General features: G+C 56.4%; 23 protein-coding genes. 6 read left to right on the plus strand and 17 right to left on the minus strand.

All coding sequences use genetic code 11. From position 1 onward, the window contains the following. Window positions 1-79 precede the first annotated feature (79 nt). Together nadC and nadA are read right to left on the minus strand one after the other, a co-directional pair. Window positions 80-982 carry a carboxylating nicotinate-nucleotide diphosphorylase gene (gene nadC, locus BLV81_RS03795; RefSeq protein WP_092352582.1) on the minus strand — a complete coding sequence of 301 codons (903 nt, stop codon included), beginning with the start codon at window positions 980-982 and terminating at the stop codon, window positions 80-82. After that, window positions 979-2,154 carry a quinolinate synthase NadA gene (gene nadA, locus BLV81_RS03800; RefSeq protein ID WP_092352899.1) on the minus strand — a complete coding sequence of 392 codons (1,176 nt, stop codon included), beginning with the start codon at window positions 2,152-2,154 and terminating at the stop codon, window positions 979-981. Before nadA ends, nadC begins: the two co-directional genes overlap by 4 nt. A 270-nt stretch (window positions 2,155-2,424) precedes the next feature. Here nadA and BLV81_RS03805 point away from each other — a divergent pair, with 270 nt between their 5' ends. Beyond that, window positions 2,425-2,991: a hypothetical protein gene (locus tag BLV81_RS03805; RefSeq protein WP_092352584.1), complete on the plus strand. Its 567-nt coding sequence runs from the start codon at window positions 2,425-2,427 to the stop codon at window positions 2,989-2,991. A 102-nt stretch (window positions 2,992-3,093) separates the two neighbouring features. On the opposite strand, the gene BLV81_RS03810 is transcribed toward BLV81_RS03805, so the two are convergent. Then, the gene (locus BLV81_RS03810) at window positions 3,094-4,695 is read right to left on the minus strand and encodes an ABC-F family ATPase (RefSeq protein WP_092352586.1); all 1,602 of its coding nucleotides are present in this window, start codon (window positions 4,693-4,695) and stop codon (window positions 3,094-3,096) included. A gap of 156 nt (window positions 4,696-4,851) precedes the next feature. Continuing rightward, window positions 4,852-5,778 (minus strand): class A beta-lactamase, encoded by a 927-nt coding sequence (gene bla / locus BLV81_RS03815; RefSeq protein ID WP_092352588.1) that lies wholly within the window; start codon window positions 5,776-5,778, stop codon window positions 4,852-4,854. 115 nt (window positions 5,779-5,893) lie between these two features. Here bla and BLV81_RS03820 point away from each other — a divergent pair, with 115 nt between their 5' ends. Further along, window positions 5,894-6,754, plus strand: a complete 861-nt coding sequence (locus BLV81_RS03820; RefSeq protein WP_092352590.1) for a LysR family transcriptional regulator — start codon at window positions 5,894-5,896, stop codon at window positions 6,752-6,754. Window positions 6,755-6,828: 74 nt separating this feature from the next. Here BLV81_RS03820 and ldcA read toward each other — a convergent pair whose 3' ends face one another. The 7 genes from ldcA to BLV81_RS03855 form a co-directional block, all read right to left on the minus strand. After that, the gene (ldcA, locus tag BLV81_RS03825) at window positions 6,829-7,773 is read right to left on the minus strand and encodes a muramoyltetrapeptide carboxypeptidase (protein ID WP_255364931.1); all 945 of its coding nucleotides are present in this window, start codon (window positions 7,771-7,773) and stop codon (window positions 6,829-6,831) included. Continuing rightward, window positions 7,770-8,237 carry a tRNA adenosine(34) deaminase TadA gene (gene tadA, locus BLV81_RS03830; protein WP_092352594.1) on the minus strand — a complete coding sequence of 156 codons (468 nt, stop codon included), beginning with the start codon at window positions 8,235-8,237 and terminating at the stop codon, window positions 7,770-7,772. The genes ldcA and tadA overlap by 4 nt, the downstream gene beginning before the upstream one ends. A gap of 24 nt (window positions 8,238-8,261) precedes the next feature. After that, entirely contained in the window at window positions 8,262-8,711 is a 450-nt protein-coding gene (gene queD, locus BLV81_RS03835; protein WP_092352596.1) for a 6-carboxytetrahydropterin synthase QueD, read from the minus strand. 27 nt (window positions 8,712-8,738) lie between these two features. Next, on the minus strand, window positions 8,739-9,374 hold the full coding sequence (gene queE / locus BLV81_RS03840) for a 7-carboxy-7-deazaguanine synthase (RefSeq protein WP_092352598.1): 636 nt from the start codon (window positions 9,372-9,374) through the stop codon (window positions 8,739-8,741). A gap of 444 nt (window positions 9,375-9,818) precedes the next feature. Next, on the minus strand, window positions 9,819-10,397 hold the full coding sequence (thpR, locus tag BLV81_RS03845) for an RNA 2',3'-cyclic phosphodiesterase (RefSeq protein ID WP_092352600.1): 579 nt from the start codon (window positions 10,395-10,397) through the stop codon (window positions 9,819-9,821). Beyond that, window positions 10,390-10,560 (minus strand): phospholipase A, encoded by a 171-nt coding sequence (locus BLV81_RS24400; protein WP_369823800.1) that lies wholly within the window; start codon window positions 10,558-10,560, stop codon window positions 10,390-10,392. The genes thpR and BLV81_RS24400 overlap by 8 nt, the downstream gene beginning before the upstream one ends. Before the next feature lie 242 nt (window positions 10,561-10,802). Beyond that, window positions 10,803-11,087 (minus strand): hypothetical protein, encoded by a 285-nt coding sequence (locus BLV81_RS03855; protein WP_092352602.1) that lies wholly within the window; start codon window positions 11,085-11,087, stop codon window positions 10,803-10,805. A gap of 364 nt (window positions 11,088-11,451) precedes the next feature. Between BLV81_RS03855 and BLV81_RS23880 the strand changes: the two genes are divergently transcribed. Together BLV81_RS23880 and BLV81_RS03860 are read left to right on the plus strand one after the other, a co-directional pair. After that, window positions 11,452-11,619 carry a hypothetical protein gene (locus tag BLV81_RS23880; protein ID WP_176992736.1) on the plus strand — a complete coding sequence of 56 codons (168 nt, stop codon included), beginning with the start codon at window positions 11,452-11,454 and terminating at the stop codon, window positions 11,617-11,619. A gap of 136 nt (window positions 11,620-11,755) precedes the next feature. Continuing rightward, complete coding sequence (locus BLV81_RS03860) at window positions 11,756-12,970, plus strand: DUF4382 domain-containing protein (RefSeq protein WP_092352604.1); 1,215 nt, start codon at window positions 11,756-11,758, stop codon at window positions 12,968-12,970. 583 nt (window positions 12,971-13,553) lie between these two features. On the opposite strand, the gene BLV81_RS03865 is transcribed toward BLV81_RS03860, so the two are convergent. The 3 genes from BLV81_RS03865 to guaB form a co-directional block, all read right to left on the minus strand. Next, window positions 13,554-14,054: a hypothetical protein gene (locus BLV81_RS03865; RefSeq protein WP_092352606.1), complete on the minus strand. Its 501-nt coding sequence runs from the start codon at window positions 14,052-14,054 to the stop codon at window positions 13,554-13,556. 328 nt (window positions 14,055-14,382) lie between these two features. Next, on the minus strand, window positions 14,383-15,963 hold the full coding sequence (gene guaA, locus BLV81_RS03870) for a glutamine-hydrolyzing GMP synthase (RefSeq protein WP_092352608.1): 1,581 nt from the start codon (window positions 15,961-15,963) through the stop codon (window positions 14,383-14,385). Window positions 15,964-16,076: 113 nt separating this feature from the next. Beyond that, entirely contained in the window at window positions 16,077-17,537 is a 1,461-nt protein-coding gene (gene guaB / locus BLV81_RS03875; protein WP_092352610.1) for an IMP dehydrogenase, read from the minus strand. A 231-nt stretch (window positions 17,538-17,768) separates the two neighbouring features. Here guaB and BLV81_RS03880 point away from each other — a divergent pair, with 231 nt between their 5' ends. Beyond that, window positions 17,769-18,311 carry a DUF4124 domain-containing protein gene (locus BLV81_RS03880; RefSeq protein ID WP_092352612.1) on the plus strand — a complete coding sequence of 181 codons (543 nt, stop codon included), beginning with the start codon at window positions 17,769-17,771 and terminating at the stop codon, window positions 18,309-18,311. 38 nt (window positions 18,312-18,349) lie between these two features. Here the strand turns inward: BLV81_RS03880 and BLV81_RS03885 are convergent, their stop codons facing one another. Together BLV81_RS03885 and BLV81_RS03890 are read right to left on the minus strand one after the other, a co-directional pair. Further along, complete coding sequence (locus BLV81_RS03885; RefSeq protein ID WP_176992737.1) at window positions 18,350-18,655, minus strand: RnfH family protein; 306 nt, start codon at window positions 18,653-18,655, stop codon at window positions 18,350-18,352. Further along, a complete protein-coding gene (locus BLV81_RS03890; protein ID WP_092352616.1) occupies window positions 18,648-19,100 on the minus strand; it encodes a type II toxin-antitoxin system RatA family toxin in 453 nt (150 codons plus the stop codon). Before BLV81_RS03890 ends, BLV81_RS03885 begins: the two co-directional genes overlap by 8 nt. Before the next feature lie 67 nt (window positions 19,101-19,167). Between BLV81_RS03890 and smpB the strand changes: the two genes are divergently transcribed. After that, window positions 19,168-19,617, plus strand: coding sequence for an SsrA-binding protein SmpB (gene smpB, locus BLV81_RS03895; protein WP_092352617.1), 450 nt, complete (start codon window positions 19,168-19,170; stop codon window positions 19,615-19,617). Window positions 19,618-19,992: 375 nt separating this feature from the next. Here the strand turns inward: smpB and BLV81_RS03900 are convergent, their stop codons facing one another. After that, the gene (locus BLV81_RS03900) at window positions 19,993-20,910 is read right to left on the minus strand and encodes an SPFH domain-containing protein (protein ID WP_092352619.1); all 918 of its coding nucleotides are present in this window, start codon (window positions 20,908-20,910) and stop codon (window positions 19,993-19,995) included. Window positions 20,911-20,967: the final 57 nt, after the last annotated feature.

Raw genomic sequence — 20,967 nt, forward strand, 5'->3', positions numbered from 1 at the left:
AGGGTCTGTTGCCAAATAAGCCGGGAATGCGAATGCGCGACAGGCGTTGCGCATACGCCTAAGTACGACTTAGTACAATTTACTCGATAATCCGCAGTGAATAATCGGTGGCCCGGATATCCTTGGTCAGGCTGCCGATAGAAATCCGGTCGACGCCGGTTTCTGCAATCGCCCGCACCGTCTCCAGATTGATGCCGCCGGAAGCTTCCAGCAACGCCCGGCCGGCGGTCAGGTTGACCGCATCACGCATCGCATCGAGGCTGAAGTTATCCAGCAGAATCGAGTTCGCGCCTGCACGTAATGCTTCATCCAGCTGCACCAGGCTTTCCACTTCAATCTGCACCGTGACGCCGGCATCCAGCTCGTGGGCCGCCTGCATGGCTGCCGCAATGCCGCCGGCCGCCGCGATGTGATTTTCCTTGATCAGGATGCCGTCGTACAAGGCCAGGCGCTGGTTATGTCCGCCGCCCACCCGGACCGCATATTTTTGCGCCAGGCGCAGGCCAGGCAAGGTTTTGCGCGTATCGAGAATATGCGCCTTGGTGTCGGCAATGGCGTTGACGTAAATACGCGTCGCGCTGGCCACGCCGGACAGCAATTGCAGGAAATTCAAGGCGCCGCGTTCGGCGGTCAACAGCGCGCGGGCGGGCGCGCTTATCAGGCAAACCTGGCTGTCGGCGCTCATCAGCTCGCCTTCGGCATAAGACCAGTCGATATGAATGCGTGCATCGAGTTGCCGCATCACCGCTTCGAACCATGGCGCGCCGCACAGCACTGCCGGTTCGCGCACGATCACGCGCGCCTTGACCATTTGCTGCTCGGGAACCAGCTTGCCGGTCAGGTCGCCGCTGCCGACGTCTTCGTCAATCGCGGCGCGGATATTGTTTTCGAACGCCGTTTGCAGCGCAGCGTCAAACGGTGCGAAACGATTCTCTAAGTTGCTGACCGAGTTCCTAACTAGGTTGCTGGCGGAAGTATTCATGCGGGACCGATTCCTGAAAACAGTTTTTGTTCTTGCGCCAGATCGCTGGACGGGCGCACATTGGCTTTGCGTTGCGCCGCAAAGTCGAGCATGCGATCGATGCAGACCACCGCCTTGCGGCCGATTTCAGCATCGACATGGATTTCATTGCTGCCCGATTCCAGCACGTCGGCCAGATTCTGCAAGCCGTTCATCGCCATCCACGGACAATGCGCGCAGCTCTTGCAGGTGGCGCTGTTGCCGGCAGTCGGGGCGTCGATAAAGCGTTTGCCCGGCGCCGCCATTCTCATCTTGTGCAAGATGCCGTTGTCGGTGGCGACGATGAATTCGTCGGCGTCCAGGCGCTGGGCGGCGGCGATCAGCTGCGTGGTGGAGCCGACTACATCGGCTTGCGCCACCACTGCTTCCGGCGATTCCGGATGCACCAGGATCTTGGCGTTCGGGTGCTGCTGACGCAGCAATTCCAGTTCGACCCCCTTGAACTCGTCATGCACCAGGCAGGAGCCTTGCCACAACAGCATGTCGGCGCCAGTCTGTTTCTGTATGTAGCCACCCAGATGCTTATCGGGCGCCCACAGGATTTTCTTTCCCTGGGCATGCAAATGGGCCACGATGTCGAGCCCGATGGAGGAAGTGACCATCCAGTCGGCGCGCGCCTTGACGGCGGCACTGGTATTGGCATACACCACCACGGTGCGGTCAGGGTGGGCATCGCAAAAGGCGGAAAACTCATCCGCCGGACAACCCAGGTCGAGCGAACAGGTGGCATCCAGGTCGGGCATCAGCACGCGCTTGTGCGGGCTCAGGATTTTGGAGGTTTCACCCATGAACTTGACGCCGGCGACCACCAGCGTCTTGGCCGGATGATCGCGGCCGAAGCGCGCCATTTCCAGCGAATCGGAGACGCAGCCGCCGGTTTCTTCCGCCAGGTCCTGCAGATCGCCGTCGACATAATAATGGGCGACCAGTACCGCCTGCTGTTCTTTCAGCAAGCGTTTTATACGCTCCTTGAGCGCGATTTTCTGGTCTGGCGTGGGGGTATCCGGGACGCGAGCCCAGGCATGGGCAGTACAGCTGGTGCTTGAGCTGGTACCAGAGCTAGTCCCTAAGCTGCTGCCTAGGTCCATTTGCGGCCGCTCGAATTCAACGGTTTTGATGGCGTGGGTTTGCATGGCGATGATGGGTAAGTGCAGTAACGATGAGTAAGTGCGGTAATAGCGCAATCATACGACAGAAGGCGCAACAGCATATTTTGCCGCAGTGTGTGCGGACAGGAATTCTACCGCTATCTGTCACGCAGTGCCTTAACATTACCGTATTGCCAGCTGGAATGAACTCCCGTACTATGATTTAACAAATATCACAACAGACTGTTACCGAAAATCTGCCGGATCAAATCCTCCCGCATTTTTTTGGATGCAATAAAAGAATATGGGGAGATCATGAGTATTTTCGACAAAACCGAGCGCGGCCGTACAGAAATAGCAACACGCGGCCAAATCGTGGCGCCGCGCCTGCGCACGCTGTTATTACTGGTGGACGGCAAGACTGGCAACGATGAATTGCTGCGGAAGGTAGCCGGCCTCGGACTGGGGCAGGAACATCTGGATGAGCTGCTGCAGGCCGGCCTGATCCAGGCCGGCGCGGAGACCGGCAGCGCCAACGCCAGCGCCGTCAATCCCACCGCCGCCGCTGCCGAAGCGCCGGTGTCGAAAAGCATCCCGCCGCCCGCCGTCGCCGCCATGCCGGCTGAACAAATTCTGCCGCCAGGACAAACCCAGTTTGAAGCGATTTACCATTTTTACAACGACACCATCAAAAGCATGATCGGTTTGCGCGGATACGGCTTGCAGCTGAAAGTCGAACGCGCCGGCAGCGTTCAGGATTTTCGCGAATTGCGGCAGGTTTACCTGGAAGCGGTGCTCAAAGCCAAGGGCGAGGAAATCGCCCGCAGCTTGCGTGGCCGGCTGGACCAGCTGCTGTATCTGGGCGAACGGCAGCAGCCATAGGCAACATAGAGATTAATGATAAAAAAAGCGTGGCAGATAAATTCCGCCACGCTTTTTTTTTTGCATCACGGCGCAGCAGTTTCTGCGCCTGATTCCAGAGAGTTACTCGATACCCTGGCTAGTCAGGTAATCCTCGTAAGAGCCCTGGAAGTCGACTATCTCGTTTTCCTTGACTTCCAGTATCCGGGTCGCCAGCGATGACACGAACTCGCGGTCATGCGAGACGAAAATCAGGGTGCCGGCATATTTCTCCAGCGCGATATTGAGCGATTCGATCGACTCCATGTCCATATGGTTGGTCGGCTCGTCCAACAGCAGCACGTTATGGCGGCCCAGCATCAGCTTGCCGTACATCATGCGGCCCTTCTCGCCGCCGGACAATACCTTGACCGATTTCTTGACGTCGTCGCCGCTGAACAGCAGACGGCCCAGGCTGGAACGCACGGCCTGGTCGTCGTCGCCTTCCTGGGTCCATCGTCCCATCCAGTCGGTGAGCGTCATGTCGGTGGCGAAATCTTCGGTCGGATCTTGCGGCATGTAGCCGACATTGGCGTTTTCCGCCCACTTCACCAAGCCGCTGTCTGCCGACAGGCCGGTGATGTCGCTGCCGCCGATGCTGCGCAACAGCGTGGTCTTACCGGCGCCGTTGGCGCCGATGATGGCGATTTTCTCGCCGGCTTCCACCATGATGCTGAAATTCTTGAAGATCGGCCGATCGTAAGTCTTGCTGATGCCCTGCACTTCGACTGCCAGCCGATGCAGTTTCTTCTCGCCGTCGAAACGCACGAACGGATTGGCGCGGCTGGATGGCTTGACATCCTCGACCTTGATTTTTTCAATTTGCTTGGCGCGCGAGGTGGCCTGGCGGGCTTTCGATTTATTGGCGGCAAAGCGGCGCACGAAATCCTGCAACTCGGCGACCTTGTCCTTGGCCTTGGCATTCACCGACAACTGCTGCGCGCGTGCCTGCGACGATGCCAGCATGTAGTCGTCGTAATTGCCTGGATAAACCTTCAATGTGCCGTAGTCCATATCGGCCATGTGAGTACATACCTGATTCAGGAAATGGCGATCATGGGAAATGATGATCATGGTCGAATTGCGCTGGTTCAGCACATCTTCCAGCCAGCGGATGGTATTGATATCGAGGTTATTGGTCGGCTCGTCGAGCAGCAGGATATCCGGATTCGAAAACAGCGCCTGCGCCAGCAATACGCGCAGCTTCCAGCCCGGCGCGATATTGCTCATCGGCCCCTGGTGCTGATCGATAGCAACGCCCACGCCCAACAGCAGTTCGCCGGCGCGCGCTTCGGCGGTATAGCCGTCGTATTCGGCAAACTTGGCTTCCAGGTCGGCCGCCTTCATGTAGTCGTCGTCGGTGGCTTCGGGATCCGCATAGATCGCATCGCGCTCGGCCATCGCTGCCCACATTTCAGTGTGGCCCATCATCACCACGTCGAGTACACGCATTTCTTCAAACGCAAACTGATCCTGACGCAATTTACCCAGACGCTCGTGCTGATCGAGCATCACGTTGCCGGCCGAAGACTCCAGATCGCCGCCCAGGATCTTCATGAACGTCGACTTGCCGCAGCCGTTCGCGCCGATCAGGCCGTAACGGTTGCCATCGCCGAATTTGACGGAAATGTTTTCAAACAGCGGCTTGGGGCCGAACTGCATCGTGATATTTGCTGTGGACAACATCTTAGCTTTGGTCTTTTCTTAATTGAATCATGGGGTTAGGTGGTGAGGCGGCATTATACAGTATCCGCATTTGTGCACTGCATGAACTCATATAAAACCGCCGTCGGCCGCCACTATTTCCGCGAATTCAATTTAGTCCCTCGGTTTACCGCCGTATCACTTCGCCGCCTCGCCAAGCACCAGAGACGCCGCCAGACGCCCGACTTCCGCCAGCGCAGCGTCGCGGGTGGCGGCTGATGCCTTGGTCCCGGTCAAATAAGCAGTAACCACTAACGGGGCGCGGTCAGGCGGAAACAGAATGCCGATATCGTTGGTTGTGCCATGGACGCCCGAACCGGTCTTGTCCGCCACGCGCCAGCCGGCCGGCAGGTATGCTCGCAGGCGCTGGTCGCCGGTCGTATTGGCCAGCAACCAGTTTGTCAGCTGCTGGCGCGCATCGGCAGACAGGGCAGTTCCCAGCACCAGCTGGCGCATGGTAGACAGCATCGCGTTGGGTGAAGTAGTGTCGCGCGGATCGCCGGGGCTCGCCTGGTTGAGTTCCGGTTCGATGCGGTCGAGCCGGGTCACTTGGTCGCCCAAGGAGCGGACGTAGGCCGTCAGATGAGCCGGGCCGCCTAAGCTGTGCAGCAACAGATTGGCTGCGGTGTTGTCGCTCAGCGTGATGGCGGCTTCGCACAACTGCGCCACCGACATGCCGCCGGCGCCGGTATGTTTCTCGGTAGCGGGTGAATAGGCAACCAGATCGGCAGCATCGTAGCGGATGCGCCGCGTCAGTTGTTCCTGCCCTCGGTCCACCCGTTTCAGGGTCAGTCCCGCAGCCAGCAACTTGAAGGTGCTGCACATTGGAAAACGTTCGTCGCCGCGGTAGGCATGGGCTTGTCCGTTGTGAGTATCAAGGACGGCGACGCCGAGGCGGCCACCGCTTCTGGCTTCGATTTCGCGTAATTGCCGGGCGACCGGATCAGAATCGAATGCAAGTTTGATAACATTGCCAGCATAGGCCCAGGATTTCTGTGTGTAACTACCTAAAGCCAGTGCACCGAGAGCTAGTCCCAGATTGCCTGCAAACTGTCGTCGTTTCATGTTTTTCCTCTACATTTGAATGAACACGGCGCCACGATAACGTCGCCAAGCTTATTGTTCAAGCTACAATATCCAAGTCAAATCATAAGAAAAACTATGTCATCTGGAGAATTACATGCATCTTCCCTTGAACGCATTACGCGCTTTCGAAGTCTCGGCACGCTTCCTTAGTTTCACCCGCGCCGCTTCCGAGCTGAATGTCACGCAAGCCGCGATCAGCCAACAGGTGAAGAATCTGGAGGAGCGGATGGGCGTACAGCTGTTCCGCCGGCTGCCGCGCGGGTTGGCGCTGACTGCCGAGGGCATCGCCCTGCTGCCGGTTTTGGCGGAATCTTTCAGCCGCATCGGCTCGGTCCTGGAACAATTCGGCGACGGCCGCTCGCGCGAAGTGCTGACCGTAGGCGCTGTCGGCACATTTGCCGTCGGCTGGCTGATCCCGCGCCTGCGCGATTTCCAGCAAGCCCATCCTTTCGTCGATTTCCGCTTGTTCACCAACAATAACCGCGTCGATATCGCCGGCGAAGGGCTCGACTACGCGATTCGCTTCGGCGACGGCGCATGGCATGCAACCGAAGCCGAAGCCTTGCTGGCTGCGCCGCTGTCGCCGATGTGCTCGCCAGCAATAGCATCGTTCCTACGAGATCCAAGCGACCTCGCCAGGCAAATATTACTGCGCTCCTACCGGACCGAAGAATGGGCCGCCTGGTTCGCCGCAGCGGACTTGCCCAGCCCTGTGCTCAGAGGCACCGTGTTCGATTCTTCGCTCACCATGGCCGAAGCAGCGGCACAGGGCGCCGGCGTAGCCCTGCTGCCAGCCCGCATGTTTACCCGCGAACTGCAACACGGCCGCCTGACACGCCCGTTCGACATCGAGATAGCCAGCGGCAGCTACTGGCTGACGCGCCTCAAATCCAAGCAAGTCACCCCCGCAATGCAAGCCTTCAGAGAATGGCTACTCCAAACCGCCAAGCAGTAATCCCAAAATTAATTCGACTCTGACCCCAATTAATTTCAAAATCAATTGGGGTCAGAGTCGAATTAATTGCGTGATCAGGATGACAGGGCGAGCGGGTTCTGGATGGTCAGCCGGAAGCCGTTTGCGTCTGACAGCAATTGCGCTTGGGCGCCGACCTGCAACGTCACCTTGTCGCGGATGTGGCCGAATGGCAAACCGGTCAGTATCGGCACGGCGATATGGGCGCGCAGATAGACCAGCATGGTATTGAAATCATAGCCGTTGTCATGCTCGCCAAGGCGATATCCGGAAAAATCGCCCAGCACGATCGCCTGCTGCCGCCCCAGAATGCCGGCATATTGCAGTTGCAGCAGCATGCGCTCGATGCGGTAGGGATGCTCGCCGATATCTTCCAGGAACAGGATGCCGTCTTCAATTTGCGGCAAATAGGCAGTGCCGACCAGATGGTTCAGCATCGCCAGATTGCCGCCCCATAGCGTACCGCTGACTTTGACGACGGGATTATCGGCGGCGCTGACTCGCAACACCTGCTCCGGCTGCCGCAGGCATTGCCAAAAATGCGACATCGTAAATTCGCTTAACTCGGCGCTGCCGAAATCGCTGCACAGCATGGGGCCGGCAAGACTTGGCGCTCCGGTCTGGGCCAGCAAAGCCAGCTGCAGCGCAGTGACATCGCTATGGCCGACAAATATCTTCTTGCTGGCGGCCAGGCGGCGCAGGTCCAGCAGCGGCAATAAACGCGACATGCCGTAGCTGCCGCGCAACGCCAGCACGATCTGTACTTGCGGATTATCGATCGCCTCGTAGATCTGCCCTACCCGCGCGGCGTCGGTGCCGCCGAAGCGCTGGTGCTTGGCGGCTGGGTCGTAGTAGTCATAGACCACGCAACCCTGGCTCTGCAACGCCAGGATGCCGCGCACCAGCGCTGCTTCGTCAGGGGCGTAGCCGCCGGGCGCGATCAGCGCCACGCCGACGGCTTGCTTGAGGTGAGTCTGGGGAGCTTGAGTAGTTTCAGTCACGATGGTTTTTGTTGGGCTTGCCGGCGTTCGGCGAAAAATTCTTTGAGTAGTGTGCCACATTCCTCGGCCAGCACGCCAGCCGTCAACTCAGTGTGATGATTCAATTTTTCCTGCTCAAACAAATTGAGCACCGAGCCGCAAGCGCCGGTCTTGGGATCGCTGGCGCCGTACACCACGCGCGCCAGCCGGGCGTGCATCATGGCGCCGGCGCACATCGCGCACGGCTCCAGGGTGACGTACATTTCACAGCCGGGCAAACGGTAATTACCGAGGATGGCGGCGGCTGCGCGCAGCGCCATGATTTCCGCATGCGCGGTAGGATCGTGATTGCCGATCGGCTGATTGAATCCGGTAGCAATGATCTGTCCGTCTTTGACGACCAGCGCGCCTACCGGCACTTCTCCCAGAGCCCAGGCATTGCGGGCCTGGGAAATGGCTTGTTGCATATAAATGGCGTCATGCATAGGCAAATAGGAAGGCAGCGGCTATCAACGGTCTTCGGAAATTTCGGCCCAGCAATTGGGCGTTTCATGCAACACCAGTTTTTGCAGATGCAAGCCGGTGCCGTAGTGATCCTTGTAGGCCGCCTTGAGGATATCGTAGGCGGTGCGCGCCAGGTTCTCGACGGTCGGGATACGATCGATGATGACGGTCTTGTGATCCGGCAGGGTCGCCAGGAAATCGCGTACTGCCATGTCTTTTTCGTAGACCAGGAAAGCGTGATCCCACACGTCCACCAGATGCTGTTTCGCCAGCGTCTTGATGTCGGAGAAATCCATGATCATGCCGTTGTCGGAGCTGCCTTCGACTTCAATCACCGCGCCGACCAGGGTAATTTCCAGCGTATAGCGATGGCCGTGCAGATTGCGGCACTGGCTCTTGTGATCGGGAATCCGGTGTCCGGCGTCGAATTCCAGTTTGCGGGTGATGGTAAGCATAGGTAATCGGTACTTTATAAAATCGGTTCAGGGAATCTGCAGCAGCTTGTGGGTCTGCAAGCTCAGCTTCCATTTCGGGTTGCGCTTGCAAGTCTCAATCGCCAGCGCCAGATTGTGCGCCAGTTGCGGGCCATCCATGGCCTGTACATAGAAATGTTCGAAATCAAGCGATTCGTATGCCGCCAGCGATTGGCCGATTTGCGGAATCACCACCTTCAATTCATTGCCCTTGCGCAGCTTCAGCACCGAACCCATCTTTGGACTAACGCAAATCCAGTCTATGCCCGGCGGCGGCAACAACGTGCCGTTGGTTTCGATCGCGATTTCAAAACCGGCCGCGTGCATGCTGTCGATCAGCGCAGCATCGAGTTGCAGCAGCGGCTCGCCACCGGTGAACACCACGAACTTGCTGGCGGCGTAAGTCTCCGGCCAGAGCGCATTGATGGCGCTGGCGAGCGATGCGCTATCCTTGAACTTGCCGCCGCCCTCGCCGTCGGTGCCGACGAAATCGGTATCGCAGAACTGGCAGACCGCCGTGCTGCGGTCTTCTTCGCGGCCGGTCCACAAATTGCAGCCGCTGAAGCGACAAAACACCGCAGGGCGGCCGGCATGCGTGCCTTCGCCTTGCAGCGTGTAGAAAATTTCTTTGATGCTATAGGTCACGGTGCTTCTCGCATATGTTCATCAGTCGGGAACGAGGCAATTCGTCGCCGGCCGGCCTGGCGACGCTTGAATGTTATTCCGCAACGGGTAATTCTCAATCAATTATCAGTTGTTTCTCGCCTCTGCATATCCGCATGGATATCAGGCATAAATTAGGCTCAATACGGTCAATACTCGCAGCTTTCCGTCATTTTCACTATCAAAAATGAAGGCTGTTACGGTGTGGGAGATAGGTCGATTTGCGGGGAAACCGCATTTCTGCCGCAATTATTAATGAGAAGATGCCGAGCAGATGCCGACCCAACCTTGTATTTTAACGCAAAAAGACCGTTTCCGCGATGCGAGGGCTGCATCTGATAGGCGCAACACCGTATTTCTTAGTAACTCTTCAGCGCATGCGTTGTGCCGGTCAATTGCCATCGAAAGTGGTTTACAGCTCGCATATCAGGATAAAAGCGACCACCGCGCCAGCGGCACATGACGTGTCCGGCCAAGCAGGCTATGCATCAGGACAAACTCGCTCACTGTCCAACGGATGGGTTCAATCGTTCCCGGCGGAACAAAGCGATTGTCGTACAACAAAGTAACGTGGGGGGTGTAGTGCGAATTTGCGACCGCGAGTCCGGCTTTTTGCAGCGCCCTGTCGAGGGTCTGCTGAAACGTAGTCAAGGCGGCGACGCCGTCGTCGCCCAGCAAGACCAAAGGACGGTTACGCGGCCTGCCGTGAAAACTCATCGCGCGGTCGAACGTAACGTCGAACGGTGCAGCCCTGACACTTGCCGCCGCCTTTATCGCCGCGGCGACGATGTCTTCCGGCACGCCTATGTAATCACCCAAATAGCTCAAGGTGACATGCAAGCGGCTGACTCCGATTGAGCGGCCCTTCAACTCATACATATCGCGCAGGAGCTCCCGCTGCCGCGCGATGCTTGCCGCCGCATCCGGAGTCGGGATGAGCGCAAAGAACAGGCGGTCGGTGGGGTGCGGCGCGTTGAAGCCTGGTAGAAAAAACTGTTCAGGCATAGGGTGATTGCATCCGGGAGGCGGACGGCGGCAAATGAAAAAGGGCTTTCAGTTTACGCCTTTCCTGCAAGACGGGCGCTAGCCAGGGTAATGCCCCCAGTTCAGTATAGATACGGTTCCAGCTACGAGACAAATTAGACGACTGCCCATCGGATTGGTGCACCAGTCCAAATTCAGATAGCGGAAGTTGAGACCGCCAAGCTTCGCATGCAACGGCTGTACTACCATCAATTCAGGCTGGCAATACCATCCGGAATAGATTCCCGGGCGTCATTGGCGCGCCAGCCAGCGCCGAACCAGAAAACAAAAAAGCCCACGTTTACGCGGGCTTTGGAGCATTCGCCACTTATGCACAGTCGCGAGCGCCAAACCTCAGATCACTCCCGCTCAATTATCATTTTTTTGTTAGTGAGCTTTGACATGCCTATGTGTTTTTGCCTTACCCGCTGTTTTGTGAGCTAAAGCCTTTTGGCTTTCGCGGTCCGCTGAACGCTGCAATCCCTTGTCACGGTCAACCGCATTAATCCCATTTGTGTTTTTCAGGCCTTCACTACTGATGTGCTGTGAAGACGTGCTGCCGAAATGCGCACCACCACCTCCTACTCCTCCTCCTCCATTGCGCGCAAAGGTGGCAACGCTGGCAGTGGTCAAAAGAATGGCGGCACCGATAATGCATGCGTTTTTAAACATGATTTTCCTCTTTGATGAAGTTGAGTCGTCTTGCAGACACCTTCGAATAAGCGGGGAGATTGGCATCAGGCACACTTATTTTGCTGGCACTACAGTTCCATTAGCGCTCAAATTCAACGTGAAGTGGACGTATTAAGTGTATTAGATGTATCGAATTGTTTCCACACTACGCACTTTGCCGCATGGAACGATATCCTTTGCCGCCGGTCATAGTCATCATGCAAGCGGCATTGCAGAAACATGGTATTTGTAAATCATTGTAAATTACTACAAACCGATTACGAATACCGGCAACCGACCTGATCAATATGCCGGGATGAGCGCGCTCATAAAAAATTGATCATTCAAGCAAAGGAAAAAAACCATGAAAAAAATTTTTGCATTGTTCGGTTTTGTCGCATTTTCGTTACAGGGCTGTGCTGTCTACGGGCCGGATTTCCCTGGCGTCATCGTAGCGCCAGAAAGTCGCGGACAAGGCGGCCCCGGTAATGGATTCTGCCCGCCAGGGCAAGCCAAGAAAGGCAACTGCTAAACACTCAATAAGGACGATCGCTCGGCTGGAGGTCAGGACGGTCGTGACGACCGCGGAAGATTTGGAGCGCTAACTACCTTATGGGCTGCACTTAATGCGCAACATACCCAGCATCCATTAATAACAAGGAGATATCATGAAAAATCCTTTACGCACGTTATGCTTATTCGGCGCGATGTCGACTGTGGTATTACTCGCGGCCTGTGGCGGTGGCGGTGGTGGCGGCGGTACCCCGGCGACCGGAACCTTGGGTGTGGCGATGACCGATGCGCCGTCCTGCGGATTTGATGCGGTCAACGTCACCGTTGACAAAGTGCGCGTGCATCAAAGCGCAACTGCCAGCGAAAACGATGCCGGCTGGACGGATATTACGCTTAACCCCGCGCGCAAAATCAATCTTCTTAATCTGACCAACGGCGCTCTGGAAGACTTGGGTCAGACACCTTTGGCGGCAGGTCACTATACGCAGTTGCGCTTGGTGCTTGATCCGAATACCGGAGCCGGCCTCGCCAACTCGGTGATTCCATCCGGCACAAACACGGAAATTTCGCTCGATACGCCAAGTGCGGTACAAAGCGGCATCAAGCTGATCAACGAATTCGACGTCGCGTCTGGACAACGCACGGATCTGGTACTCGATTTCGATGCCTGCAAATCCGTTGTGACCAAGGGAAACGGACAATATGCATTGAAGCCCGTGATCAGCGTGATTCCCACGGTTGTGAACGGCATCGACGGTTTCGTCAACCCTGCCTTGCTGAATAACCACGTCATGGTATCGGCGCAGCAGAATGGTACAGTGGTGCGTTCTACGACACCGAATGCCACGACCGGAGAGTTTTTCCTGGCACGTCTTGTGCCGGGCAACTATGACGTCGTGATCACCGCGGACAACCGTGCAACAGCAGTCATTGCTACCGTGCCGGTTGCCAGCACCACCAGCACGGTCGTGGTCAGCAGCAATAGCACGCCTATCGATTTGCAATTGGCGGCCACGCCTCCAAACGCCATCAGCGGCACCATCACATTAAATCCGGTCAGCACAACGGCAGTGGCCTTTGCCGCGGCCAAGCAAAGCTTCGCGGCCGGCCCTACGGTGACGGTTAAATATCAGGGTGCTGACGTGGCAAGTGGCGCATATACCTTATCAAACCTGCCCTCAGTGGCGCCGCAGCTTGGTCAATATACCGCGGCGTTGCCGATCATGTTTGCAACGCAGTCAAACACCACTCCCGGCACTGGCAAGTATGTAGTTGAAGCCTCGGCGGTTGGTTATGTAACTCAATCGAATCTATCGGTAAACGTCACGACGACTAGCCAGTCCGCTATCAACTTCACGCTGACGCCTTAACCGCTCCTGCAGGAACCCAGCGCACACTCTTGAAAAGTGTGCGCTGTTGGCGAAAGCGGAATCAAGAAACAAAAAAAAGCCCGCATTTATGCGGGCTTTCAGGCATTTTTTACTTCTGAGTACTAGTGAGTGCCAGACATCAGATCATTCCCACTCAATTATCAATTAGGTTCTAACAGCCAGTATTTCCGCTGCATTTCAGGGGAGAATTTTGGTGAATACCATGAAAAATACCATTCCCCAAAAAGCAGCTACCTCCGTGCAGCAGGTATTATCCTGCTAGTTCGGAAAACCTCAAATCTTCGATGAGCACGATCAATTAAGTGGCCAATAGAACGGGGATTCCAAGGGCAGGTATGTGGCGTTGGCCAGCCATTCCAAATTTGATTCGTATTTTTTTTCAAACTCCACACTCCCAGATCACGATGATGTTCCATCCACTCTGGTAAGAACTTGCATGTGTTGTTCGCCTCGAATGGCGCTCCCCTCAAATTTCCTCAACCATTTCTCCCGATTTGTTCCAGGCATAATCGCGTATCTACATGCTGAATGTTGATGCCAAAAACGGCCATGCACAAATATGTCACTTACATCCAGACATTCCATCTCTTAGCGCTAAAGAAAACACATAGTAACTTTCGTTCCGATTTTCATCGGACATGAATGCGAGACTCCCGAGGACTCCTCTTTTGCAATAATCTTCGCCATGAAAGTCGTTATCGTAGATAGATCTAATATCACTGTGGTAAATCCAGCCATTTTTTAAAAGCTGTTCTCTGTAATGATATAAAACCTTTTCTTGCGGCACGCGCGCAAGATATTCCGTAGCCATTGACAGTACACCGATTTTGTCAGTTATCTTTAGGCCATAGGAATAGCCTTCCGGAAAAGGTTGAATCCTTTGGAATTCGGACAGAACTGCTTCCCGAACTGCTTTATCCGCACCTAACTTCGGTCCAAACAACAAAAACAAACCCCAGGCAGCGAAAATACCAATGACCCAAAAATACCAAATACGCATACGTTCATCATCGCCAATATTATTGAGCGCCTCAGAGGAAAAGAAAAACCGTCGCCACTTCATTATTCACCCCTGATCTCTTTCATTTTTTTTTGCCATAAGTTGTCGCGCCGCCCCTTCCATCTCAGCCAATTCCGACTTGGATAATCCCTTATAAATCAAACGGGTAATTACAATCAGTACCATGAACACAGAAGATCACGTGGCATGGTATCAGGGGTGGCTCATAGCATCGGCTTGGATAATACCACCAGATATACCATCTAAAATAGGTACTTGGGTATGCGTTAGCATGCCAGCCAATGCCGAACCGAAAAGCAAAAAAGCCCGCATTTACGCGGGCTTTCAGGCATTTTTTACTTTTGAGTGCTAGCGAGTGCCGGACCTCGGGTCACTCCCACTCAATCGTCGCCGGCGGCTTGCCTGAAATATCGTACACCACACGATTGATGCCGCGTACTTCATTGATGATGCGGTTAGACACCCGCCCCAGCAGCTCATGCGGCAGATGCGCCCAATGGGCGGTCATGAAATCCTGCGTCTGAACAGCGCGCAAGGCAACCACGTATTCGTAAGTGCGGCCATCGCCCATCACGCCAACCGACTTGACCGGCAAGAACACGGCAAACGCCTGGCTGGTCTTGTCGTACCAGGATTCGTCCTGGTCGTCCTTGGTATTGCGCAGCTCTTCGATGAAGATGGCGTCGGCGCGGCGCAGCAGGTCGGCGAATTCCTTTTTGACTTCGCCCAGGATGCGCACACCCAAACCCGGGCCGGGGAACGGATGGCGATACACCATCGCATGCGGCAAACCGAGCGCGACGCCCAGCTTGCGCACTTCGTCCTTGAACAGTTCGCGCAGCGGTTCCAGCAATTGCAGGTTCAGGGTTTCCGGCAGGCCGCCGACATTGTGGTGGCTCTTGATGGTATGCGCGGCGTTCTTGCCCTTGCCTGCGCTTTCGATCACGTCCGGGTAAATCGTCCCTTGCGCCAGCCATTTTGCATTCTTCAGCTTGGCCGATTCGACCTGGAACACTTCGACGAATTCACGGCCGATGATCTTGCGCTTGGCTTCCGGATCGGTGACGCCGGTCAGATGGCCCATGAACTGTGCCGTGGCGTCGACATGGATCACCTTGACGCCGAGATTCTTGGCAAACATCTCCATCACCATCTTGCCTTCGTCGAGGCGCAACAGGCCGTGGTCGACGAATACGCAAGTCAGCTGATCGCCGATGGCGCGATGGATCAGGGCTGCGGCGACACTGCTGTCAACGCCGCCGGACAAGCCCAGGATTACCTCGTCGCTGCCGACTTGCTTGCGGATCGATTCAACCGCCTCGGCGATGTAGTCCGGCATGTTCCAGTCTGGCTTGCAGCCGCAGATATCGATGACAAAACGCGTCAGTATCGCTTCGCCTTGCACGGTATGGGTGACTTCCGGATGGAATTGCACCGCATAGAATTTACGCTCTTCGTCGGCCATGCCGGCGACCGGGCAGTTCGGAGTCGATGCCATCAGCTTGAAGCCGGGCGGCATTTCATTGACCTTGTCGCCGTGGCTCATCCAGACCTTCAGCATGGCGTGCGAATCGGGCGTGACGAAATCGCTGATATCCTTCAGCAGCGCCGTATGACCGCGCGCGCGCACTTCGGCGTAACCGAATTCACGCACCTTGCCCATCTCAACCTTGCCGCCCAATTGCTCGGCCATGGTTTGCATGCCGTAGCAGATGCCGAACACCGGCACGCCAAGTTCGAATACCGCTTGCGGTGCACGCGGGGTATCGCCGTCGGTGACGCTATTCGGGCCGCCTGACAGGATCACGCCGGCAGCACCGTAGTTACGGATGAATTCGTCGGACACATCGTAGGGATAAACCTCAGAAAACACACCAGCTTCGCGCACGCGCCGCGCGATCAGTTGGGTTACCTGGGAGCCGAAATCGAGGATGAGGATTTTTGAGTGCATGGTGGAGGCCTGGTAGCTGATTTAGCAAAAAATGAGAATCTTTAAACTGCACGCGCCACCTGCGACTATGCCGCAGGTGGCGCGTTCATGTGACAGAGTCAAGACCGCCGCTATCAATCGGTACGATAGTTTGGCGCTTCTTTGGTAATCTGCACATCATGGACATGCGACTCGCGCATGCCGGCTGAAGTGATTTCGACAAACTCGGCTTTTTCGCGCAGCTCATCGATCGTCGCACAACCGCAATAGCCCATGGAGGAACGTACGCCGCCGACCAGTTGATACAAGATGGTCAACACGCTGCCCTTGTAAGGAACCCGGCCTTCAATGCCTTCCGGCACGAACTTGTCAGCCTTGTTGGCGGAATCCTGGAAGTAGCGATCGGCAGAACCGTCCGACATCGCTCCCAGGCTGCCCATGCCGCGATACGACTTGTAGCTGCGCCCCTGGAACAGGATCACTTCGCCCGGCGCTTCTTCAGTCCCGGCGAACATGCTGCCCATCATCACGGTGGAGGCGCCGGCTGCCAGTGCCTTGGCAATGTCGCCCGAAAAACGAATGCCGCCGTCGGCGATGCATGGAATGCCTGTGCCCTTGAGCGCTTGCGCCACGTTGGAGATGGCGGAAATCTGCGGGACGCCGACGCCAGCCACGATCCGTGTAGTACAGATGGAGCCCGGGCCGATGCCGACCTTGACGCCGTCGGCGCCATGATCTGCCAGCGCCTTGGCCGCGGCGGCAGTAGCGATATTGCCGCCGATGACTTCAACCTGCGGGAAATTCTGCTTGACCCACTTGACGCGATCCAGCACGCCTTTGGAGTGACCGTGCGCGGTATCGACCACGATGACGTCGACGCCGGCTTTCACCAGCAACTCGATCCGTTCTTCGTTATCGGCGCCGACGCCGACGGCCGCACCAACCCGCAGCTTGCCCTGGCCATCCTTGGATGCCAGCGGATGCGAGGTGGATTTCTGGATATCCTTGACCGTGATCAGGCCGCGCAGCTCGAATGCGTCGTTGACCACCATCACGCGTTCCAGGCGGTGCTTGTTCATCAGGCGCTTGGCTTCCGACAGGTCGGCGCCGTCCTTGACGTACACCAGCTTCTCGCGCGGGGTCATCTTGGCGCTGACTTCCGCATCCAGCTCTTCTTCAAAACGCAGATCGCGGTTGGTGATGATGCCGACCAGGCGATTGCCGTCGACCACCGGGAAACCGCTGATGCCGTGCAGTTCTGACAATGCCATCACTTCGCGGATGCGCATGTTCGGCGGAATCGTGATCGGATCACGCACCACGCCGGATTCAAAACGCTTGACCTTGGATACTTCGCGCGCCTGCTCCTGCGCGGTCAGGTTCTTATGAACAATGCCGATGCCGCCCTCTTGCGCCATGGCGATCGCCAGCCGGGCTTCAGTCACGGTATCCATTGCCGCCGACAACAACGGGATGTTGAGATCGATATTACGGCTCAGGCGTGTCTTGAGGGTGGTGTCTTTGGGGAGGACGTCCGAATAAGCGGGGACTAACAGCACGTCATCGAACGTGAGTGCTTTTTGAAGTAGACGCATAGTTTTTCCTATAGGCGCAAAAGCGAATTATACAGAAATCCAGGCAAGTCGCCTAACGCTGCGCGATTTTCGCCGCAACGAGTAAAATATTTCCACAAAGCACTATCCATCAATTGACATGGCGGGTAAAACGTGGCGAAATCTGCGCACTGCACTGCGCACCGTTTTTAGTTCCACCGCTCCACTTTTTTCACCCTCTTTTTCACTTTTAATGCGCCCCAAGGACAAGCAATGAATGCACCCCGCCTGAAACAGGTTTTCTCCGCCACTGCGACACTGGTCTTGCTCAGCCTGGCGACTTCCGCCCTGGCGCAATTCGTGTGGCTGGATGAAAAAGGCGTCAAACAATATTCTGACCAGCCGCCGCCGCCCTCGGTCCCGAACAAGCGCATCCTGAAAGCACCGGGCCAGAGCCTGCCGCGCAATGCCGGCTCTACCGGCTCGGAAGATGGCGCAGCTAACGCAACCACTGCGGACGCTGCCGCCGACGGCAAACCGGATGCCAAAGCAGCGCCGACTATCGCCGAGCAGAATGCCGCATTTCAAAAACGCAAGGCTGAGCAGGCAGAAAAGAGCAAGAAAGCCGAGCAGGACGCCAAACTGGCTTCCAACAAGGCAGAAAATTGCGCCCGCGCCCACGCCAACCAGCGCACCCTGGATTCCGGTGCAAGGATTGCCCAGACCGACGGCAACGGCGAACGCTCATACATGAATGATCAGCAGCGAGCGCAGCAAAACGCACAGAACCAGGAAACTTTGAACGACTGTCAGTAAGATAGGAAGTGAAATAGAAAACCGGAACAGCCCGCCATTCAGCGGGCTTTTTTATCGGCGCGCTTGCGGCGCGATTCCATCGGATCGGCAATCAGCGGACGATAGATTTCAATCCGGTCCCGATCGCGCAATACGGTATCCAGCGTCTTCAGCTTGCCATAAATGCCGACCCGCCAGCAGCTGAGGTCGATCTCGCGTATCTCCTCCAGCAAGCCGCTGCGTTTGATGCCGTCGTGCAGCAGCGTCCCGGCCGGCACCGACAACTGCTTCAGGGCCTGCACGCCGGGGCTGGCGTAACAGACCTGGATCCGTATCAACGGCTCGGTGGCGGCCTTGTCAATCATGGCGACCCTCATGATGACCATAGACGGCGTCGGCGCGCCTGCAGAAGGAATCGACGAAACTGTTGGTAACCATGCTGAATACCGGTCCGATCAGTTTTTCCAGGATCCGGCTGGAGAATTCGTAATGCAAATCGAATTCGATCTTGCAGGCATCGGCCCGCAACGCCTTGAAACTCCAGTTGCCGTCGAGATGCTTGAACGGCCCTTCGACCAGGCGCATCTGTATGGCGGTCGGCGGCGTGTTGCTGTTTTCAGTAGTAAACGATTGCTTGATACCGTGGTAATGTATGTTCAGCGTCGCTACCAATTTGCCGGCAGCCCGTTCACGTATGTCCACCCCGCCGCACCACGGCAGGAATTGCGGGTAGTCTTCGACCCGATCGACCAGCGCAAACATCTGTTCAGCGCTATACCCCAAAAGAACCGTTTTATGCACTACTGCCATTGAATATCAACCGTTTGATAGAATCACAACTTGAAATTTTAACCGACCTGCGCGATTTTCCTTATACATGAGCATTATTGACAACAAAAAAGTCTTCCACGACTACTTCATCGAAGAGCGCTTCGAGGCAGGCATGGAGTTGCACGGCTGGGAAGTGAAGTCCATCCGCGCCGGCCGCGCCAATCTGAAAGAATCCTATGTCATTGTCCGCAATGGCGAAATCTACCTGTTTGGCGCCCACATCAGCGCCCTCCTCAGCGCGTCCAGCCATGTCCATCCGGAAGCGGTGCGTACCCGCAAGCTGCTGCTGCACGCAGAGGAAATCAAGAAGCTGATCATCAAGGTCGAGCGCTCCGGCTACACGCTGGTGCCGATCAACCTGCACTATCTGCGCGGCCGCATCAAATGCGAAATCGGCCTGGCCAAGGGTAAAAAGCAGCACGACAAGCGCGATACCGAGCGTCAGCGCGACGGCGAACGTGAAGTGCAGGCTGCGATGAAGCAGCACCGGCGTTAAGACATTCAACCATTAGGGCGTGTTGACATATGATTTGGGAGTGCGAACGCGCGGCAGGCGTTACAGGCCTAGGCGCGGCGACGCGACGTAGCGGTGCTACGGCAAGGATGCGGATGGCCGCCCCCAGCAACAACGGCATGTGACGCCTGCAGCCGTTCCCGGAGGGTTCAAACTAAAACGTGCGCTGGCCGCGTTGCATGGCTTGCTGGGGCACCAGCCCCAGCTGTGCCACGCGCCTTGCCAGCACACGTTTTAGTTTGAACGCATCTCCCAAATCATATGTCAACACGCCCTAAGCCAGACACAATAAAAAACGGCCCCGGCGCAATCTGAATTTCGCCGGGGCCGCCTGCTTATACCGCGTTGATACCGGGATTACGATTTGGTCTGAGACTTGACCACCTGCAAGGCAGTGGCAATCAGGCCGCTCATATCGCCCATATTGGCCGGTACGATAATCGAATTATTCGTCTTCGCCAACTGGCCGAAGGCTGCCACATACTGCTCTGCCACTTTCAGATTGACAGCGTCCGAGCCGCCTGGCGACTGGATCGCAGCCGCAGTCTTGCGGATCGCTTCGGCGCTGGCTTCGGCAATCGACAGGATCGCTGCAGCCTGGCCTTGGGCGCGGTTGATGGAAGCCTGCTTCTCGCCTTCCGACTTGGCAATCGAAGCTTCGCGCTCACCGGTAGCAATATTGATCTGTTCCTGCTTGCGGCCTTCGGATGCAGCAATCAGCGCCCGCTTCTCACGCTCGGCGGTAATCTGCGCCTGCATCGCGTGCAAGATTTCCTTAGGCGGCGTCAGATCCTTGATTTCATAACGCAGCACCTTGACACCCCAATTGGCGGCTGATTCATCAATCGCGTTGACGATCGTGGTGTTGATGTGATCGCGCTCTTCAAATGTCTTGTCGAGTTCCATTTTGCCGATCACGGAACGCAAGGTGGTTTGCGCCAGTTGCGTGATTGCGGCGATGTAGTTGGAGGAGCCGTAGGAAGCGCGCATCGGATCGGTAATCTGGAAATACAAGATGCCGTCAACCTGCAACTGCGTGTTGTCGCGGGTGATGCAAACCTGCGGCGGCACGTCCAGCGGGATTTCTTTCAAGATGTGCTTGTAGGCGACGCGATCGATGAAAGGCACCACGATGCTCAGCCCCGGCCCCAGCGTGGCATGATATTTACCGAGACGTTCCACTACCCACGCATGCTGCTGCGGCACCACTTTGATCGTCTTGGCGATAAATATGACTACGATCACCAGCAAGATTAACGAGACGCTTCCGAACATGATTTTTTTTCCTTATGAATTGAGAACAGGATCGATCGCCACGCCACCGCGAACGAT

It is taken from the genome of Collimonas sp. OK242, from assembly GCF_900107095.1.
GTDB lineage: Bacteria > Pseudomonadota > Gammaproteobacteria > Burkholderiales > Burkholderiaceae_D > Collimonas.

What these genes read in the sequence shown, in the direction of transcription:
- BLV81_RS03880 (WP_092352612.1), top strand. Translation starts at nt 17,769, where the DNA reads ATGAATGCACCCCGCCTGAAACAGGTTTTCTCCGCCACTGCGACACTG.
- BLV81_RS23880 (WP_176992736.1), top strand. Translation starts at nt 11,452, where the DNA reads ATGAAAAAAATTTTTGCATTGTTCGGTTTTGTCGCATTTTCGTTACAG.
- BLV81_RS03810 (WP_092352586.1), bottom strand. Translation starts at nt 4,695, where the DNA reads ATGTTGTCCACAGCAAATATCACGATGCAGTTCGGCCCCAAGCCGCTG.
- BLV81_RS03805 (WP_092352584.1), top strand. Translation starts at nt 2,425, where the DNA reads ATGAGTATTTTCGACAAAACCGAGCGCGGCCGTACAGAAATAGCAACA.
- BLV81_RS03890 (WP_092352616.1), bottom strand. Translation starts at nt 19,100, where the DNA reads ATGGCAGTAGTGCATAAAACGGTTCTTTTGGGGTATAGCGCTGAACAG.
- queD (WP_092352596.1), bottom strand. Translation starts at nt 8,711, where the DNA reads ATGCTTACCATCACCCGCAAACTGGAATTCGACGCCGGACACCGGATT.
- guaA (WP_092352608.1), bottom strand. Translation starts at nt 15,963, where the DNA reads ATGCACTCAAAAATCCTCATCCTCGATTTCGGCTCCCAGGTAACCCAA.
- smpB (WP_092352617.1), top strand. Translation starts at nt 19,168, where the DNA reads ATGAGCATTATTGACAACAAAAAAGTCTTCCACGACTACTTCATCGAA.
- bla (WP_092352588.1), bottom strand. Translation starts at nt 5,778, where the DNA reads ATGAAACGACGACAGTTTGCAGGCAATCTGGGACTAGCTCTCGGTGCA.
- tadA (WP_092352594.1), bottom strand. Translation starts at nt 8,237, where the DNA reads ATGCATGACGCCATTTATATGCAACAAGCCATTTCCCAGGCCCGCAAT.
- BLV81_RS03820 (WP_092352590.1), top strand. Translation starts at nt 5,894, where the DNA reads ATGCATCTTCCCTTGAACGCATTACGCGCTTTCGAAGTCTCGGCACGC.
- nadA (WP_092352899.1), bottom strand. Translation starts at nt 2,154, where the DNA reads ATGCAAACCCACGCCATCAAAACCGTTGAATTCGAGCGGCCGCAAATG.
- guaB (WP_092352610.1), bottom strand. Translation starts at nt 17,537, where the DNA reads ATGCGTCTACTTCAAAAAGCACTCACGTTCGATGACGTGCTGTTAGTC.
- thpR (WP_092352600.1), bottom strand. Translation starts at nt 10,397, where the DNA reads ATGCCTGAACAGTTTTTTCTACCAGGCTTCAACGCGCCGCACCCCACC.
- BLV81_RS03885 (WP_176992737.1), bottom strand. Translation starts at nt 18,655, where the DNA reads ATGATTGACAAGGCCGCCACCGAGCCGTTGATACGGATCCAGGTCTGT.
- nadC (WP_092352582.1), bottom strand. Translation starts at nt 982, where the DNA reads ATGAATACTTCCGCCAGCAACCTAGTTAGGAACTCGGTCAGCAACTTA.
- BLV81_RS03900 (WP_092352619.1), bottom strand. Translation starts at nt 20,910, where the DNA reads ATGTTCGGAAGCGTCTCGTTAATCTTGCTGGTGATCGTAGTCATATTT.
- BLV81_RS03855 (WP_092352602.1), bottom strand. Translation starts at nt 11,087, where the DNA reads ATGTTTAAAAACGCATGCATTATCGGTGCCGCCATTCTTTTGACCACT.
- BLV81_RS03865 (WP_092352606.1), bottom strand. Translation starts at nt 14,054, where the DNA reads ATGAAGTGGCGACGGTTTTTCTTTTCCTCTGAGGCGCTCAATAATATT.
- BLV81_RS03860 (WP_092352604.1), top strand. Translation starts at nt 11,756, where the DNA reads ATGAAAAATCCTTTACGCACGTTATGCTTATTCGGCGCGATGTCGACT.